14 protein-coding genes are annotated in these 15178 nt (G+C 64.2%); 10 read left to right on the plus strand and 4 right to left on the minus strand.

Features of this window, described 5'->3' with window-relative positions; translation table 11 throughout:
• Positions 1 to 26: 26 nt before the first annotated feature.
• Positions 27 to 1037: an NADP-dependent oxidoreductase gene (locus AC1RRE_RS08295; RefSeq protein ID WP_492980649.1), complete on the minus strand. Its 1011-nt coding sequence runs from the start codon at positions 1035 to 1037 to the stop codon at positions 27 to 29.
• A gap of 131 nt (positions 1038 to 1168) precedes the next feature.
• Between AC1RRE_RS08295 and AC1RRE_RS08300 the strand changes: the two genes are divergently transcribed.
• From AC1RRE_RS08300 to AC1RRE_RS08320, 5 genes are all read left to right on the plus strand, one after another.
• A complete protein-coding gene (locus AC1RRE_RS08300; RefSeq protein ID WP_492980650.1) occupies positions 1169 to 2845 on the plus strand; it encodes an NAD+ synthase in 1677 nt (558 codons plus the stop codon).
• A complete protein-coding gene (gltX, locus tag AC1RRE_RS08305; RefSeq protein WP_492980651.1) occupies positions 2842 to 4167 on the plus strand; it encodes a glutamate--tRNA ligase in 1326 nt (441 codons plus the stop codon). The genes AC1RRE_RS08300 and gltX overlap by 4 nt, the downstream gene beginning before the upstream one ends.
• Before the next feature lie 5 nt (positions 4168 to 4172).
• On the plus strand, positions 4173 to 5780 hold the full coding sequence (cimA, locus tag AC1RRE_RS08310; protein WP_492980652.1) for a citramalate synthase: 1608 nt from the start codon (positions 4173 to 4175) through the stop codon (positions 5778 to 5780).
• Positions 5781 to 5793: 13 nt separating this feature from the next.
• The gene (locus AC1RRE_RS08315) at positions 5794 to 6612 is read left to right on the plus strand and encodes an RNA methyltransferase (protein WP_492980653.1); all 819 of its coding nucleotides are present in this window, start codon (positions 5794 to 5796) and stop codon (positions 6610 to 6612) included.
• A 79-nt stretch (positions 6613 to 6691) separates the two neighbouring features.
• Positions 6692 to 6985 (plus strand): cupin domain-containing protein, encoded by a 294-nt coding sequence (locus AC1RRE_RS08320; RefSeq protein ID WP_492980654.1) that lies wholly within the window; start codon positions 6692 to 6694, stop codon positions 6983 to 6985.
• A 59-nt stretch (positions 6986 to 7044) separates the two neighbouring features.
• On the opposite strand, the gene AC1RRE_RS08325 is transcribed toward AC1RRE_RS08320, so the two are convergent.
• Entirely contained in the window at positions 7045 to 7548 is a 504-nt protein-coding gene (locus AC1RRE_RS08325; RefSeq protein WP_492980655.1) for a thioesterase family protein, read from the minus strand.
• Between the two features lie 46 nt (positions 7549 to 7594).
• Here AC1RRE_RS08325 and AC1RRE_RS08330 point away from each other — a divergent pair, with 46 nt between their 5' ends.
• The 5 genes from AC1RRE_RS08330 to AC1RRE_RS08350 all read left to right on the plus strand — a co-directional run bounded on the left by AC1RRE_RS08330 (position 7595) and on the right by AC1RRE_RS08350 (position 13276).
• Complete coding sequence (locus AC1RRE_RS08330; protein ID WP_492980656.1) at positions 7595 to 8371, plus strand: methyltransferase domain-containing protein; 777 nt, start codon at positions 7595 to 7597, stop codon at positions 8369 to 8371.
• 174 nt (positions 8372 to 8545) lie between these two features.
• Positions 8546 to 10294, plus strand: coding sequence for an IlvD/Edd family dehydratase (locus tag AC1RRE_RS08335; RefSeq protein ID WP_492980657.1), 1749 nt, complete (start codon positions 8546 to 8548; stop codon positions 10292 to 10294).
• A gap of 3 nt (positions 10295 to 10297) precedes the next feature.
• Entirely contained in the window at positions 10298 to 11020 is a 723-nt protein-coding gene (locus AC1RRE_RS08340) for a nucleotidyltransferase family protein (RefSeq protein ID WP_492980658.1), read from the plus strand.
• Complete coding sequence (locus AC1RRE_RS08345) at positions 11021 to 12013, plus strand: GHMP family kinase ATP-binding protein (RefSeq protein WP_492980659.1); 993 nt, start codon at positions 11021 to 11023, stop codon at positions 12011 to 12013.
• A 9-nt stretch (positions 12014 to 12022) separates the two neighbouring features.
• On the plus strand, positions 12023 to 13276 hold the full coding sequence (locus AC1RRE_RS08350; RefSeq protein ID WP_492980660.1) for a class I SAM-dependent methyltransferase: 1254 nt from the start codon (positions 12023 to 12025) through the stop codon (positions 13274 to 13276).
• Positions 13277 to 13281: 5 nt separating this feature from the next.
• Here AC1RRE_RS08350 and AC1RRE_RS08355 read toward each other — a convergent pair whose 3' ends face one another.
• A complete protein-coding gene (locus AC1RRE_RS08355; protein ID WP_492980661.1) occupies positions 13282 to 14145 on the minus strand; it encodes an NAD-dependent epimerase/dehydratase family protein in 864 nt (287 codons plus the stop codon).
• 7 nt (positions 14146 to 14152) lie between these two features.
• Positions 14153 to 15169, minus strand: a complete 1017-nt coding sequence (locus AC1RRE_RS08360) for a GDP-mannose 4,6-dehydratase (RefSeq protein ID WP_492980662.1) — start codon at positions 15167 to 15169, stop codon at positions 14153 to 14155.
• Positions 15170 to 15178 lie beyond the last annotated feature (9 nt).

A 15178-nucleotide genomic window follows, 5' to 3' on the forward strand; every position in this document is an offset into this window, starting at 1 on the left:
TTTTATGAATACGCTTGTAGGGGAGGTTACAGCGTTTCGGGGCTGATGCGCACCAGTTGCTTGCCGAAATTCTTGCCCGTGAGAAGCCCCATGAAGGCCTTGGGCGCGGTCTCCAGCCCTTCGGCAATGTCTTCCTTGTATTTCAGCTTGCCCTGCTTGATCCAGCCGGCCATCTCGCCGATGGCGCCGGGCCAGTAGGGCATATGCTCCGAGATGATGAAGCCCTGCACCTTTGCACGGTTGACGAGAATATGGCGCACGCCGGTGAAGGCATGCGGCTTGCCGTCATAGCCCGAGATCAGGCCGCAGACCGCGATGCGGGCGAAGCTGTTCAGCCGGCCGAACACCATCTCCATGATGTCGCCGCCGACATTCTCGAAATAGCCGTCGACGCGGTCGGGCGTCGCCGCCTTGAAGGCGGCATGCATGTCACCGGCCTTGTAGTCGATGCAGGCATCGAAGCCGAGCTCGTTGACCACGTAGTCGCACTTGTCCTTGCCGCCGGCGATGCCGACCACGCGGCAGCCTTTGATCTTGGCCATCTGGCCGACCGCTGAACCCACGGCGCCCGAGGCGGCCGAGACGACGACGGTTTCGCCAGCCTTGGGCTCGCAGATCTGCATCAGGCCGTAATGCGCCGTGCAGCCCGGCATGCCCAGCACGCCCAGCGCGGTCGAGATCGGTGCGACCTTGGGGTCCAGCACGCGCAGCTCGTTGGCCTTGGCCACCGCATAGCCCTGCCAGCCCAGCATGCCATTGACATAGGTGCCGACCGGCAGCTTCTCGACATTGCTCTCGATCACCTGGCCAACCGTGCCGCCGCCCATCATGTCGCCCGGATTGAGATGCGCGGCGTAAGACCGCACGGCATCCATGCGGCCGCGCATATAGGGGTCGAGCGAGAGGTAGACGTTGCGCACCAGCACCTGGTCCGGGCCGGGCTTCGGGATGTCGCGCTGGACGATCTCGAAATCGGCTTCGGTGACGGCACCCTTGGGGTGCTGTTTCATCAGAACTTGAGTATTTTTCGCGGACATTGAGGCCTCCCTGGCAGCTCTGCGGGCTATCTAATCCCTTGCCGGCCACTGTAAACTGGCAGCCGGCTTGAGATAAGCCTGCCGTAACGTTAAGTATCGGTCCCGACAGCCTTAAACCCCATTTCGACACCATGTCCGCCGCCCCCGTCGACCGTCTCCGCATCGCCATGGCCCAGGTCAATCCGGCCGTGGGCGACATCCCCGGCAACCGCAAGCTGGTCGAGCAGGCCCGTGCCCGCGCCGCCGAGGCCAGGGCCGATCTGGTGGTGATGCCTGAACTGGTGATCTGCGGCTATCCGCCGGAAGACCTGGTGCTGCGCCTTTCGGTGCAGGAAGCCTGCGAGGCCGCCGTGCGCGAACTGGCCGCGCAGACCGCCGATGGCGGCCCGGCCGCGCTGGTCACCTCGCCGTGGCGCGAGAACGGCAAGCTATACAATTCCGCGCTGCTGCTCGATGGCGGCCAGATCGTGGCTGTGCGGCACAAGCACGAACTGCCCAATTACGGCGTCTTCGATGAGAAGCGCCATTTCACGGCTGGTCCGCTGCCGGGTCCGGTTGTCTTCCGCGGCGTGCGCCTTGGCGTCATGATCTGCGAAGACATGTGGCTGCCCGATGTGTCGGAATGCCTGGCCGAGACCGGCGCCGAGATTCTGGTGGTGCCGAACGGCTCACCCTTCGAGACCGACAAGTGGAACCAGCGCCTGCCGCTGGTGGTGGCGCGCGTGGTCGAGACCGGCTTGCCGCTGCTCTATGTCAACCGCACCGGCGGCCAGGACGAGCTGGTCTTCGATGGCGGTGGCTTCGTCGTCAACGCCGATCACAGCCTGCCCATCCGCCAGCCGGAATTCCTCGATGACTTCACGGTCAGCGAGTGGCATCGCGGCAACGACGGCTGGGTCTGCCAGCCGGGCAAGGTGGAAAGGCCGATGGAGCGCTTGCCCAGCATCTATCAGGCGATGGTCGAGGGCCTGCGCGACTATGTGAACCGCAACCGCTTCCCCGGCGTGGTGCTGGGCCTGTCGGGCGGCATCGATTCCGCCATCTCGGCCGCCGTCGCCGTCGATGCGCTGGGACCCGACCGCGTGCGCTGCGTGATGATGCCGTCGAAATACACATCGAAGCGCAGCCTCGATGACGCCGCCGACTGCGCCAGGGCGCTGGGCGTGCCCTACGAGACCATTGCGATCGAGCCGGCCTTCGAGGCTTTCGAAAGCATGCTGAGCCCCGCTTTCAAGGGCACCAAACCTGATATCACCGAAGAGAATCTACAGTCGCGTATCCGCGGCGTGACGCTGATGGCACTCAGCAACAAGTTCGGCCATATGGTGCTGACCACTGGCAACAAGTCCGAGATGTCGGTCGGCTATGCCACGCTCTATGGCGACATGTGCGGCGGCTACAGCGTGCTGAAAGACGTCTACAAGATGACGGTCTACGAGCTGTCGCACTGGCGCAATGCCAATATGCCGCTCAATAGTCTCGGCCCCAAAGGCGTGGTGATCCCGCCAGCTATTATCGAGCGTCCGCCGACGGCCGAGCTGCGCGACAACCAGCTCGATCAGGACAGCCTGCCGCCCTATGAGCAGCTCGATGCCATTCTGGAAATGCTGGTCGAGAAGGAAATGCCGGTCCGCGAGATCGTCGCCAAGGGCCAGCCTGAGGATGTCGTGCGTCGCATCCAGCATCTGCTGTACATCGCCGAATACAAGCGCCGCCAGGCCCCGCCCGGCGTCAACCTGACCGCGCGCAATTTCGGTCGCGGCCGCCGCTATCCCATTACCAACGCCTTCCGGGATCAGAATAAATGAGTCCCGTTGCTGTCCGTTTCGCGCCGAGCCCCACGGGCCGGCTGCATGTCGGCAACGCGCGCGGCGCGCTGCTCAATTGGCTGTTCGCGCGTAAAAACGACGGCACGTTTCTGCTGCGGCTGGACGATACCGACACCGCGCGTTCGACGGATGTGTTCGCCAAGGGTATCGAGACAGACCTGCGCTGGCTTGGCCTCGACTGGGACCGCTATGCCAAGCAGTCCGACCGTTTCGCGCTCTACACGGCGGCGACGGAAAAACTGAAAAGCAGCGGCCGGCTCTATCCCTGCTACGAGACGTCGGAAGAACTAGAACTGCGCCGCAAGGTACAGCTCAGCCAGAAGAAGCCGCCGGTCTATAACCGCGCCGCGCTGAAACTGACCGACGACGAGCGCGCGAAACTGGAGGCCGAAGGCCGTAAGCCGCATTGGCGCTTCAAGCTGGAGCACCGTATCACTGGCTGGGGCGATTTGGTGCATGGCCGCGTCGATATCGATACGGCGTCTTTGAGCGATCCGGTGCTGGTGCGCTCGGACGGCTATCCGCTCTATACGCTGTCCTCCGTGGTCGACGATGGCGACCTCGGGATCACGCATATCATTCGCGGCGAGGATCACGTCACCAACTCGGCGGCGCAAATCCAGCTGTTCGAGGCGCTGGGTTATGCCGTGCCGGTGTTCGGGCATTTCTCGCTGCTGCTGGATGCGGACGGTGGTGGGCTGTCCAAGCGCATTGGCTCGCTGTCGCTGTCTGACCTGCGCGAGCAGGGCTACGAGCCGATGGCGCTGAATTCCTTGCTCGCCCGTCTGGGCTCCGCCGATCCGGTCGAACCGCATCTGAGCAATGCCGATCTGGTGGCCGGCTTCGACCTGTCGCGCTTCAGCCGCGCGCCGGCCCGTCTCGATCCGCATGAACTCGATCTGCTGAACGCCAAGCTGCTGCATGCCATGGATTTCGTCGCTGCGCGCGACCGTCTGCCGGCTGGTGCCACCGAAGGCTTCTGGCTCGCCGTCCGTGGCAATATCGGCAGGCTGTCCGAGGCAGCCGATTGGTGGCCGATTGTCGCCGGCGATATCGCGACCATCCATGAAGACGCCACCGTCGTGGCTGCGGCCGCCGAGACGTTGCCGCCCGAGCCCTGGGATGCGACCACCTGGAAGGCCTGGACCCAGGCGATCACCGCGAAATCGGGTGCCAAGGGCAAGGCTTTGTTCCATCCACTGCGGCTGGCCTTGACCGGACGCGACAAGGGGCCTGAAATGGCGCCGCTGCTGCCGCTGATCGGCCGCGACCGTGTCGCGCAGCGCCTGAAGGGGAAGTAAGAGGTATGGCCAAGGACCGCGTTTATCTGTTCGACACGACATTGCGGGACGGCGCCCAGACCCAGGGCGTCGACTTCTCGGTCGAGGACAAGCGCGCCATCGCCAAGGCGCTCGACAAGCTTGGCGTCGCCTATATCGAGGGCGGCTGGCCCGGCGCCAACCCGACCGATTCCGAATTCTTCTCGGCCAAGCCTGGCCTGAAGCGCTCGAAGTTCGTCGCCTTTGGCATGACCAAGCGGCCGGGCCGCTCGGCCGATAACGACCCGGGCCTTGCCGCGATCCTGAATGCCAGCGCCGATGCTGCCTGTCTGGTGGGAAAAAGCTGGGACTTCCAGGTCGATGTCGCGCTCGGCATCACGCTGGCCGAAAACCTCGAACTGATCTCCGACAGCATCGCGGCGGCGCATAAGAAATTCGGCGAGGCGATGTTCGACGCCGAGCACTTTTTCGACGGCTATAAGGCCAACCCGAAGTTTGCCTTCGACTGCCTGAAGGCGGCGCTGGATGCCGGCGCGCGCTGGGCCGTGCTCTGCGACACCAATGGCGGCACCATGCCTTATGAGGTCGAACGCATCGTCGGCGAGGTCGTGGCCAAGCTGGGCGACGGGTCGCGGCTCGGTGTGCACACCCATAACGACACCGAGAATGCCGTCGCCAACACGCTGGCCGCGGTCAAGGCCGGTGTGCGTCAGGTGCAGGGCACGCTGAACGGTCTGGGCGAGCGCTGCGGCAATGCCAATCTGGTCGCGCTGATTCCGTCCCTGATGCTCAAGCCCTGGTTCGCCGAGCATGTTGATATCGGTCTGACCGAACAGGACCTCACGCATCTGACCGGCACTTCGCGCGTGCTGGACGAACTGCTGAACCGCGCACCCAACCGCCATGCGGCCTATGTCGGCGCTTCGGCTTTTGCCCATAAGGGCGGGCTTCACGTCTCGGCCGTGATGAAGGACCCGAAGACCTACGAGCATATTCCGCCGGAAACCGTGGGCAATCAGCGCAAGATTCTGATTTCCGATCAGGCCGGCCGCTCCAACCTGTTGGTGCGGCTGGATGAGGCCGGCATCACCTATGATGCAAACGACAGCCGGCTGAATGCGCTGCTGGATGACGTGAAGCAGCGCGAGGCGGAAGGTTATTCTTACGACGGTGCCGAGGCGAGCTTCGAGGTGCTGGCGCGTCGCACGCTCGGCCAGATGCCGGACTTCTTCAAAATCCGCAGCTTCCGCGTGATGGTCGAGCGCCGCCATAATGCGCGCGGTGAACTGGTCACCATCTCGGAAGCCACGGTGAAGCTGGATGTCGATGGCGAGACGCTGTTCTCGGTCGCCGAAGGCAACGGCCCGGTCAACGCGCTCGATCACGCGCTGCGCAAGGACCTCGGCCGCTACCAGAGCTTTATCGATGACCTGCGGCTGGTCGACTTCAAGGTCCGCATCCTCAATGGCGGCACCGAGGCCACCACGCGCGTCATGATCGAAAGTGCCGACGGGCAGGGCAATCGCTGGTTCACCGTCGGCGTGTCGCCCAACATCATCGATGCCGCCTTTGTGGCGTTGATGGATTCGATCCAGTGGAAGCTGCTGCGCGACGGCGCCCAGCCCAGCAAATGATTTCTGGCAAGTAATGCCGACCAACCGTCCCAAGCTGGGTAAATTCGCGCCGCCGGGTCCGCTGCGGCGTGGACCGGTGATCGTTCTGGTCGAGCCGCAGCTGGGCGAGAATATCGGTGCTGCCGCGCGCGCCATGCTGAATTGCGGCATCACCGAGCTGCGCCTGGTCAATCCGCGCGACGGCTGGCCCAATCCGGCGGCCTATGTACTGGCCAGCAAGGCCGATCCGGTGCTGGATGCGGTCAGTGTGTTCAAGAGCACGGCCGACGCCGTCGCCGACCTGCATCGTGTCTACGCCACCACGGCGCGGCATCGCGACATGATGAAAGAGGTGGTCACGCCACGCGAAGCTGCCGCCCGCATGCGCCATGAAGAGGCTGACGGCTTCCGCGTCGGCATTCTGTTCGGCCGCGAACGCACCGGGCTGGACAACGAGGATGTGGCGCTGGCTCATACAGGCATCAGCGTGCCGCTCAATCCCGGCTTCTCGTCGCTCAACCTGGCTCAGGCCGTGCTGCTGCTCGGCTATGAATGGTTCACGGCCGCCGACGATACCGCACCCAGCCGGCTCGACACGGTGCGCGGTGGTTTCGCCACGCAGGAAGAGCTGCAGGGCCTGTTCGATCATCTGGCGGATGAGCTGAACCAGTCGGCATTCTTCCACAATGTCGAGCCCAAGCGAGGCGCGATCCTGCGCAACTTGCGCTCGGCCCTGCAGCGTGTGCCGCTGGCGAGCCAGGAGGTGCACACCTTCCGCGGCATGCTGAAGGCAATCGCGCAGGGTCGTCCGCTGCGCGCCAGCCTGCGCAAGAAGGCCCCAGAGGACAAATAGCATCGATTGCAGCGGGACAATTCCCCGCTTGTCCAGCTCCGCCATCGCGCCCTAGGATTGGCCAGCGAAGGAGCTTCCCATGTGTCAGACGACAGGTTCCGCGGTTCCGACCCAGCAGGCTGATGACGAGCGTGTGCGCGTCACGCGCTGGGATTTCGCAGCCGGCGCCGCCACTGGCTTCCATGTGCATGAATACCCTTACGTCGTGACCTATCTGACCGATGCGGTGCTGAAGATCATCGACAAGGATGGCAATGAAAGCCGCGTCGAGATGCAGGCTGGCGGCAGTTACTCGCGGCCCAAGGGCATCGCTCATGACGTGACCAACGCCGGCGACAAGCCGATGGCTTTCGTCGAGGTCGAGATCAAGTAGACGAATGCGTCATCCCGGCCAAGCGAAGCGTGGGCCGGGATTCATTCGGGTGACATGAATTACTTCCGCACGATCCCGATGCTGCGGCCTGCCTGCGGTGGGCGGGGCAGCTTGCGATGTGCTTCCAGCAGGCGGGTCAGCCGTGCCTGGTGTTCGGGCGGGAAGGGGCAGGTCTTGCGCGTGGCAAGGTCGACATGCACCAGCATCTGCTCTGATGTGGCGGCGAGATAGCCCTTGGTCGCGTGATGCATCTCGATGAAACAGTGCAGGCGCTTGGCATCGGCATCCAGCAGCTGGAAGGTGAAGTCCAGCGCATCGCCTTCCACCACCTCCTGCAGATAAGACACATGCGTTTCCAGCGCGAAGGTCGAGAGGTTGGTGCGCTTCACATAGCCCCAGTCCAGGTCGAGCGGCTTGATCAGCTCGTCCAGCGCCTCGTCGAAAATCACATTGTAGTACCCGACATTCATATGGCCGTTGCCGTCGATATAGGCGGGCTTCACCTGCATGCCGCTGAGCCGCAGGGGTTGAGACCAATCGAGCGTCTCTTGAGAAGAATTCATAATGATTTTCCTTGCCGGTTTCCCATCCCTCAGTACCCTAGTGTCCATGTCCTGGGACCCGACGCAATACCTCAAATTCGCCGGCGAGCGGCTCCGCCCCGCTGTGGACCTGCTGGCCCGCGTGCCGCTCACCGCGCCCGCATCTGTGGTCGATCTGGGCTGCGGCGCCGGCAACCTCACGCCGCTGATCCAGCAGCGCTGGCCGCAGGCGCAGCATATCGGCATCGATTCGTCGCCCGCCATGCTGGAGCGCGCGCGCAAGGATTATCCGGCTGCTACCTTCATCGAGGCTGACGTCGCGACCTGGCGACCTGAGCAGCCCGTCGATCTGCTCTATTCCAACGCAACGCTGCACTGGCTCAACGATCACGAGACGCTGATCCCCGGACTGCTCGACTGCATCAAGCCCGGCGGCTGGCTCGCCATCCAGATGCCGCGCAACTTCGGCGCCAAGTCACATACCACCATCACCGACACCATCGAGCTCGGTCCCTGGCGGTCGCGGCTGGAGCCGCATCTGCGCCGTCAGCCGGTCGCCGAGCCCGCCGTCTACTGGCGTATCCTGAGCGAGCGCACGGCGGCGCTGGAAATCTGGGAGACCGAGTATCTGCAGGTGCTCACCGGGGCCAATCCGGTGGCCGAATACACCAAGGGCACCTGGCTCAAGCAGTTCCTCGATCGCCTGGAGGAACCCGAGCGCAGTGCGTTTGAGGCCGACTATCGCGTCCGCGTGGCGCAGGCCTATGCCAAGGAAGAGGACGGCCGCACGCTGTTTCCCTTCCGCCGGCTGTTCATCCTGGCCCAGAAACCGAACCAGCGCTGACTTCCGTCGCATAGACCGTCACCCTCGGATTTATTCCGAGGGTCCATTTGTGCGTCCCGATGCGCGGATGATTGGGGTGGACCCTCGGGACGAGCCCGAGGGTGACGGCAGGAGTGTGACTGGCGCCTGCAAGCTCGACGCGCTAAAACAGATGCAGTCCCCGGGAGTGAGATGATGACCAGCAAGCCCACCGATAAGACGGTCCCCCAGCAGGCGGCGAAAGGCATGAAGCGTAATCTCGCCAATTACGGCGATGCCGGCTTCTCGGTCTTCCTGCGCAAGGCCTTCATCAAGGCGATGGGCTATACCGACGAGGCGCTGGAAAAGCCGATCATCGGCATTGTCGACACCGATTCCGGCTACAACGCCTGTCATCGCAACGTACCCGACCTGATCGAGGCCGCCTCGCGCGGCGTCATGCTGGCCGGCGGCATCCCGATCCCGTTCCCGGTGATCTCGCTGCAGGAAAGCTTCTCCAACCCCACCAGCATGTATTTCCGCAACCTGATGGCGATGGACACCGAGGAGATGGTGCGCGGCCAGCCGATGGATGCGGTGATCCTGATGGGCGGCTGTGACAAGACCGTGCCGGCGCTGCTGATGGGCGCTGCCAGCGCCAACGTCCCGGCCATCATGCTGGTGACCGGCCCGATGCTGGCCGGCAGCTGGCGCGGTGAAAAGCTTGGTGCCTGCACCGATTGCCGCCGCTTCTGGGCGCGCTATCGCGGTGGCGAAGTGACGGATGCCGAGATCAACGAAGTGAATTCCGAACTCGCGCCCACCATCGGCACCTGCGGCGTGATGGGCACGGCTTCGACCATGGCGCTCACCGTGGAAGCCATGGGCATGATGCTGCCCGGCGGCGCATCGGTGCCCGCCGTGCATGCCGAACGCCGGCGGCTGGCCGAACAGACAGGGGCGCGGGCGGTCCAGATGGCGGCCGAGGGCCTGACGCCCGACAAGATCATGACGCCGGGCGCCTTCAGGAACGCGCTGCGCGTGCTGCTGGCTGTCGGCGGTTCGACGAATGCGCTTGTTCACCTCACGGCCATGGCAGGCCGCTGCGGCATCGAGGTCGATCTCGAAGGTTTCGACAAGATGGGCAACGAAACGCCGGTGCTGGTCGATCTCAAGCCGACCGGCCAGCATTACATGGAAGATCTGTACAAGGCCGGTGGTCTCACCCCGATCTTGCGCGAACTCAAGCCGCTGCTCGATCTCGACTGCATGACGGTGACGGGAAAGACGCTGCAGCGGAATATCGACGATGCGCCGAAGAGCTGGCCGCAGAACGTGATCCGCACCATTGCCGATCCGGTCTACAAGAACGGCGCGATGGCAGTGCTGCGCGGCAATCTCGCGCCCGGCGGTGCCATCATCAAGCAGGCGGCGGCGACGCAGGACCTGCTGCAGCATGAAGGCCGCGCCGTGGTGTTCGACAGCCTGCCCGATCTGGCGGCGCGTCTGGACTCACCCGACCTCGACGTGAAGGCCGACGACATCCTGGTCTTGCGCAATGCCGGCCCCAAGGGCGCGCCGGGTATGCCGGAGGCCGGCTATGTGCCGATCCCGAAGAAGCTGGCGCAGCAGGGCGTGAAGGACATGGTGCGTATTTCCGATGCGCGCATGAGCGGCACGGCCTATGGCACCATCGTGCTGCATATCTCGCCTGAGTCCGCGGCCGGGGGCCCGCTGGCGCTGGTGCAGACCGGTGATCGCATCCGTCTGGATACCAAAGGCCGCCGCATCGACCTGCTGGTGGATGAAGCCGAATTGCAGAAGCGGCGTGCGGCATTGCCGCCGCTGCCCACCGGCAAGGGCCGTCGCGGTTACGAACGCCTGTATTTCGACACGGTGACGCAGGCTGAGCAGGGCTGCGACTTCGACTTCATGCTGCCAGAGATCACCAAGACGGTGCCGTAACCCATGGCCCGGAACGCCGAAGCGGTCATTCTGGCGGGAGGCTTCGGCACCCGGCTGCGCGGCCTGGTCGACGATCTGCCCAAGCCGATGGCGGCCGTCGCCGGGCGACCCTTCCTGCTGTATCTGCTCGACTCACTGGTCGACCAGGGCGTCAGCCGCGCCGTTCTCGCTGTGCATCACATGGCCGAGGCGATCGAGGCCATCGGCCCGTCCTATCGCGGCCTGCGGTTGGACTATCTGCGCGAGCCGGTTCCGCTGGGCACCGGCGGCGCCATCCGCCAGGCCCTGACGCGGATCGCGACCGAGGATGCATTGGTGCTGAACGGCGATACCTATCTGGGCATCGACTACCAGGCGCTGCTGGCCCATCACCGCGCCAGCGCAGCCGACCTTGTCCTGGCGGTCCGCGCGGTGGCTGACGGGGCGCGCTATTCGCTGGTGCAGACCGATGCGACCGGCCGGGCCACCGGATTCCAGCCCGGCGGCGCGGCGGGACAGCCGGGCCTGATGGGGGCGGGGGTCTATGCGGTGCGGCGGGCGCTGTTCGAAGAACTCGACCTGCCGCAGACCTTTTCGCTGGAGGCCGACCTTCTGGGTCGTTTAACTGGAAATTTACGCGTCCAGACCTATCGTTGCGACGGATATTTCATTGATATCGGCGTGCCCGACGACTACCGGCGCGCCCAGACGGAATTGCCGGAGGCTGCCGGGTCCGCAGGGGGGTGAATGCTACTAACCTGTCGCACACCGTTGCGCGTCAGCTTCTTCGGCGGCGGCACGGATTACCCCGAATATATCGAGCAGAATCGCGGCGCCGTGGTCGGCATGGCGATCGACAAGTATATCTATATCAGCGCGCTGAAGCTCGGCACCTTCCTCGATTACAAATACCGCGTCAGCTATTCCCGGCACGAGCGTGTCGGTAGCATCGCCGAGATCGAGCATCCGGTGGTGCGCACCGTGCTGTCGCATTACGGCATTGAGCAGGCGCTCGACATCACCGTGCTGTCAGACCTGCCGGCCCGTTCGGGCCTGGGCAGTTCGTCCAGCTTCACGGTCGGCTTCCTCAACATGGCGGCCAAACTGCTCGACCTGCGTTTCACCAAATACGATCTGGCCGAGAAGGCGATTTTCGTCGAGCGCGACCTGCTGCGCGAGAATGTCGGCCTGCAGGACCAGTATCATGCGTCCTTCGGCGGCATAAACCGCTTCGATTTTCGCACCAACCGCACCCAGATCTCGCCGGTGCGGATCAGCGGCGGGTCGCTGGAAATCCTGTCACAGTCGCTTTTCCTGGTCTTCACCGGTATCGCACGCTTCGCGTCCGATACGCTGGACGAGCAGATGGAAAACACCCGGCGCAAGACGATCAGTCGCGCGCTCGAACATCTACTGACCCTGACTGACCAGGCGGTGGATGTGCTGGAAACCGAAGACCCGGTGCAGATGCTGCGCGATCTCGGCGCCATGCTGCATGAGGGCTGGGAAACCAAGCGCAGCCTGTCGAAGAAGGTCAGCAACGATACCATCGATGCGCTCTATGCCACTGCGCGCCAGCATGGCGCGCTGGGCGGCAAGCTCTGTGGCGCGGGCGGGGGCGGGTTCTTCCTGCTGCTGGTGCCGCCCAAGGCCCGTGAGGCGGTCACCCAGGCGCTGCAGCCGCTGAAGATGATTCCGCTGCGCATCGACACCACCGGCTCGACTATTATTTCCAGTTAGGGACATTGCATGTCTGAGTCCTATCGCCCGATCGCCAAATGCCGTCTTTGCGGGTCGCAGCATCTGCAGCCGCTGTTCTCGCTCGGACCCCAGGTTCTCACCGGTGTGTTCCGCAAGCCCGAGCAGCCCGATCCGCTGGCGGTGCCGCTCGACCTGATCCTGTGCGGCGACTGCAAGTTCCTGCAGCTGCGCTACACCGTCGATCCGGGCCTGATGTATGCCGAATACTGGTACCGCTCCGGCATCAACCAGACCATGCGCGACCATCTGGCCGGAATCTCCGCCGAGGTGAAGCAGCGCGTCAGCCTGGCCGCCGGCGACACGGTGATCGATATTGGCTGCAACGACGGCACGCTGCTGCTGAGCTATGGCGTTGATGGCCTGAAGCGCATTGGCGTCGATCCTTCCGATGCGATCCTGTCGATCACGGACAAGACGGTCGCCAAGGTGAACACCTATTTCTCGGCCGATGCGGTAAAGCCTGTCCTGAGTGGCGCCAAAGCAAAGGCGATCACGTCCATATCGATGTTCTACGATCTCGATGATCCGCACAGCTTCATCGAAAGCATCAAGGCCTGCCTCGATCCGGATGGCACCTGGGTGGTCGAGATGAACTACACCGGCAACATGATCCTCGATATCGGCTATGACATGATCAGCCATGAGCATGTCGCCTATTACACGCTGCGCACCTTTGAGCGGCTGGTCAACATGCACGGCTTGTACCTGAACGATGCCAGCTTCAACAGCATCAACGGCGGCAGCATCCGGCTGTTCTGCGGCCATCGCGATACCCGCACGCCCGCTGTGCAGGACATCAGCGACCGCGAGTCCAAGGTCGGACTGGAGGATGTCGCCACCTACGAGACCTGCGCACGCCGCATCGAAGAATTCGGCCAGAAGCTGACGGCGCTAATCCGTGGCATCCGCAAGCAGGGCCAGACGGTGGCAGCCTATGGCGCATCCACGCGCGGCAATACCTTCCTGCAGCATTGCCGCTTCACCGAGGATGACATCTTCGCGGCGGCTGATCGCAATCCCGGCAAATGGGGCCTGGTGACGCCGGGCACGCGCATCCCGATCCGGTCCGAGGAAGAGGTCCGCGCCGCCAAGCCGGATTACATGTTGGTGCTGCCCTACGGCTTCCTGAATGAATTCCTCAAGCGCGAGGAAGACTACATGAAGGCCGGCGGCAGGCTGATCGTGCCGCTGCCCGAACTTTGCGTCTATAGCTGGCGCGATGGCAAGCTGGCAAAGACCTGATCTGATTATTCGTCCAGCATCCAGCGCAGGGTATCGCGCAGATCATGCTGCCACTGGAAGCCGAGCGCTTTCAGGCCGTCGGTGGCGCCGCACTGGTACAGCACGTCGTTGGGTCGCACGAAGGCCGGATTGACGGTGACGTCGATGCGATGGCCGGTCAGTTCGGTCAGCGTGGCGATCAGGCTGTCGATGCTGACGGCCGCGCCATTGCACAGATGCAGCAGGCGCGGCGGGGCTTCCGCGATCAGCAATGCCTCATACATGCGGGCAAGGTCGCGCACATCGGTATAGTCGCGCGCCACCGCCGTGTTGCCGAGCTCGATCCGCGGCGCCCGCTCACGGAAATGCCGGACGATCTTGGGCACCAGGAAGCTGTCGCGATGGCCGCGGCCGATGGCATTGAAGGCGCGGCCCACCACGATATCCAGGTCCTGCGCATGCATGGCGCAGAAGCTCTCGGCCAGCACCTTGGCGCAGGCATAGAGATTGTGCGGCCGCACCGGCTGGTTTTCAGGCGTCGGCGCGCGGTGATCGAGCGGGCCGTAGACATAGGCGCTGCTGGCGGTGATGACGCGGCCAGCAAAGCGCCGCGCCGCCAGGGCCTCCAGCAGGTTCAGCACGCCGAAGCCGTTCACCGCGAAGATCGGGTCGCGATCCGTCACCGCCAGCGTGGCGATGGCTGCCAGGTTGAGCACCGCATCGGGCCGCACGGCATCCAGGCAGCGGCCGATCGAGGCCGGGTCGGTAAGATCGAGGCCATGCTCGCGCGCCGAGACTGGCTGCCAGCGCGCCGGCGTGGCGCCCAGCTGCGCCATCACACGCCGGCCGGTGAAGCCGCCCGCGCCGATGACCAGGACTTTCGTCGTCATCGCCGGATCAACGCGTGAGGAATTTCGACTGCCCGTCACCGACCCGGGCGCGCCAGTAATCCAGCAGGTCGCGCATCGTGGTCTCGAAGGGGATTTCCGGCTGCCAGCCGGTATGGGCCTGGAACTTGGCGGTGTTGGGCACCTGCAGGTCGGCATCGATGGGGCGCAGGCGGTCGGGATCGGTCTCGACCCTGATATTCTTCGCCGTCGACATGCCGAGCAGGGTGTCCAGCATGGCGCGCACCGAACAGCTGAAGGTGCCGCCGATATTGTAATAGGCGCCGGGCTGCGGATTGTGGGTCAGCAGCAGGTGATAGGCCCGCACCGCGTCGCGCACATCGGCCCAGGTGCGCAGGCTGTCGAGATTGCCGGTCTTGAGCACCGGCGGAATCAGGTTCTGCTCGATCATGGCGATCTGCTTGGCGAAGGTCGATTCCGCAAAGACATCGCCGCGCCGCGGTCCGGTATGGGTGAACATGCGGGTGGTCATCACCGTCATGCCATAGGCCTCGGCATAGAAGCGGCCGATCAGGTCGGTGCCGACCTTGGAGATCGCGTAGGGCGAGGCGGGGTGGAAGCTGCAGTCCTCGTCGATGGGCAGCTTCTCCGGCGGCACCCGGCCGAACACCTCGGATGACGCGCAGACATGGATGATGGCCTTGGGGTGGAACTGCCGCAGCGCTTCCAGCACGCGGTTGGTGCCCTGTACGTTGGTTTCGAGCGTATCCAGCGGCGCCTCGAAGCTGGTGCGCGGAAAGCTCTGGGCCGCCAGATGGAACACGTAATCCGGCGCGGCCTTTTTCACCACGTCGTCGATCGACTGGCTGTCGCGCAGGTCGCCATAGAGTAGCTGCACCCGGTCCTTGCGGTTGATGCGGTCGACGATCTGGCTCAGGTTGTCCAGCGGGCTGCGCCAGCGGCACATGCCCAGGATGTCCCAGTCCGTCTGCGCCAGCAGGTAATCGGCCAGATGGGAGCCCACCATGCCGGTGATGCCGGTGATCAGGGCGCGTTTTGCCGCCATGGTCCGTTC

This window comes from Ferrovibrio sp. GW821-FHT12D07 (assembly GCF_058807275.1).